Origin of the sequence: Arthrobacter sp. 2YAF22_2 (genome assembly GCF_052114645.1) — a bacterium.
In the GTDB taxonomy this organism is placed as follows: domain Bacteria; phylum Actinomycetota; class Actinomycetes; order Actinomycetales; family Micrococcaceae; genus Arthrobacter.
Genome location: NZ_JBFRFD010000592.1, coordinates 1 through 2,027, shown reverse-complemented (window position 1 = coordinate 2,027; position 2,027 = coordinate 1). Strand labels below are relative to the sequence as shown.

Below are 2,027 nucleotides of genomic sequence, written 5' to 3'. Positions count from 1 at the left end.
GCACCACGAGGCGTCCAAACTCGTGGGCCAGGTCATGCTGTCGCTCATGGATGACGCCGGGATCGACTTCGAGTGCGCCGGCGGGCTTACGATGGGGGCTGACCCGGTGGGCACCGCGGTTATGCGCGCCGCGGTCGACGCCGGGCGTCCCGTGGACGCCTTCGTGGTCCGCAAGGCGCAGAAGTCCTACGGCATGGGCCGCCAGGTCGAGGGGCCCTCGGTCGAGGGCCGCAAAGTCCTGGTTTTGGAGGACACCTCCACTACCGGCGGGTCCGCGCTGACCGCCGTCGAGGGTGTCCGCAAAGCAGGCGGCAACGTCGTCGCCGTGGCAGTGATCGTGGACCGGGACACCGGCGCCAAGGAAAAGATCGAAGCCGAAGCAGGCGTCCCCTACCTGTTCGCCTTCGGCAAGGACGAACTCGGCCTGGGCTAGGGTTCGCCGCCAGCGGACGGGAGTAGACCGGACTTTGGGCGGTGTCTTATCATTTTTGAGACACCCCTCGGTGCCTCACACCCGTAGTTGGAGACATGCGTTATGCTCACGCCCCRGGAAGACCTGAGTTCGGCACCTATCAGTACTGCCGACCAGGTGCAGAACCTCATCCTCGACAGCGCGGACTTCGAAGAGTTCCTCAACGAACTCGCCCGATTTTCCGCCCACCAGGTCGCTGGCGAGGGTGACGACGCGCTCTGCGGGATCACCCTGCTTCGGGACCGGAAGGCGGCGACCATCGGCTGGAGCAGCGACACCGCGCGGGAAGTGGACGAGATCCAGTACCGGCTGGCCCAGGGGCCGTGCCTGACGGCCGCGCAGGAGGAGCGCGAAGTCTACGTGCCCGACCTCTTCGAAGAGGACCGCTGGGGCCCTGACTATGCCAACGCGGTGGCTTCGCACGGACTGCGGTCGGTGCTGTCGGTCCCCTTCCACCTGCAGGGCGAGGCGCAGGCTGCGATGAACTTGTATTCGGACGTGCCGGGCAAATTCGACGGCGACGTCGCCGAGAGGGCCCGCGACTTCACACGCCAGATCTCCCAGGCGCTGCGCATGGCGGTGCGCTTTTCGCTGCACACAGACAGTGCCACGAACCTGCGGGCCACACTCGAGTCCCGCACCGTCATCGACATGGCTATCGGTATCGTGATGGCCCAGAACCGCTGCAGCCAGGACGCGGCGGTGCAGATCCTCACCGACGCGTCGAGCAACGGCAACGTGAAACTGCGGGACATTGCCACCTCGCTGGTGGAATCCGTCGGCGGCTCGGCGACCAAGACGCACTTCCAGGAGCCGGGACGGCAGGCCACGGGATGATCCTGCGGTGACTTGTGCCCGTCCGACCCTGCGGCTACGCTGAGGAAGGTTGAGCCGTCGGCCATAGACACTTTCTTTGGAGTACCTATGGACCAATTTCTTAATGCCCAAGTCAAGCTCGACGTCATCGCAGACGTCATCCGGATCGATGTCCGCGGGAGCCTCAACCACGACTCCCGACCCGACCTGATGCAGCTGATTCAGCGCATCCGCCGCATGGGTATCAGCTCCCACATCCGCGTGGACCTGGCCCAGGCCGGGTTTGTCGAATCAGCAGCCCTTGCCGGCCTGCGTCACGACCTCAACGCCATAGACGGCGGCGCCGGCCAGTTCAAGGTCGCAGGGAACGTCACCGTCGCGGCCGGGGTATCGCTGGAACTGCAGCTGATCGCCGACGACTTCGGCAGGGACCTTCAGCCGCTGGACTTTTCCGCGGATATCCTGGCGTCCATCGATCCTTCCGGAACCCGTCCGCTGGCGCGCTACTCCGACGACGAATTGCTGGCCGCCAGTGACGCGGTCTTCGGAAAGCTGGACGATCCGGACACCGGAGCGCCCTCGGAACTCTTGGCCCGGTACGAGGACCTCAGTCTGGAGATGACCCGGCGAGAATTCGACCGCGAAGCCGAGCCGGCGTAGTCCGGACCACCGCCCTGCCACATTTTCTCCAGCGTGCGCCGCACTGGCTACGGTAGAGGTGTGCCGCGTGAGACGGAAG

3 protein-coding genes are annotated in these 2,027 nt (G+C 65.5%); all 3 read left to right on the top strand.

Features of this window, described 5'->3' with window-relative positions:
* A partial coding sequence (locus AB4Y86_RS17635) for an orotate phosphoribosyltransferase (RefSeq protein ID WP_441403455.1) occupies positions 1-433 on the top strand: 433 nt, incomplete at its 5' end.
* Positions 434-535: 102 nt separating this feature from the next.
* Positions 536-1,309 carry a GAF and ANTAR domain-containing protein gene (locus tag AB4Y86_RS17630; protein ID WP_441403454.1) on the top strand — a complete coding sequence of 258 codons (774 nt, stop codon included), beginning with the start codon at positions 536-538 and terminating at the stop codon, positions 1,307-1,309.
* Positions 1,310-1,396: 87 nt separating this feature from the next.
* Entirely contained in the window at positions 1,397-1,948 is a 552-nt protein-coding gene (locus tag AB4Y86_RS17625; RefSeq protein ID WP_441403453.1) for a hypothetical protein, read from the top strand.
* Positions 1,949-2,027 lie beyond the last annotated feature (79 nt).

Coding starts and splice junctions, on each gene's coding strand:
- AB4Y86_RS17625 (WP_441403453.1), top strand. CDS start 1,397: ATGGACCAATTTCTTAATGCCCAAGTCAAGCTCGACGTCATCGCAGAC.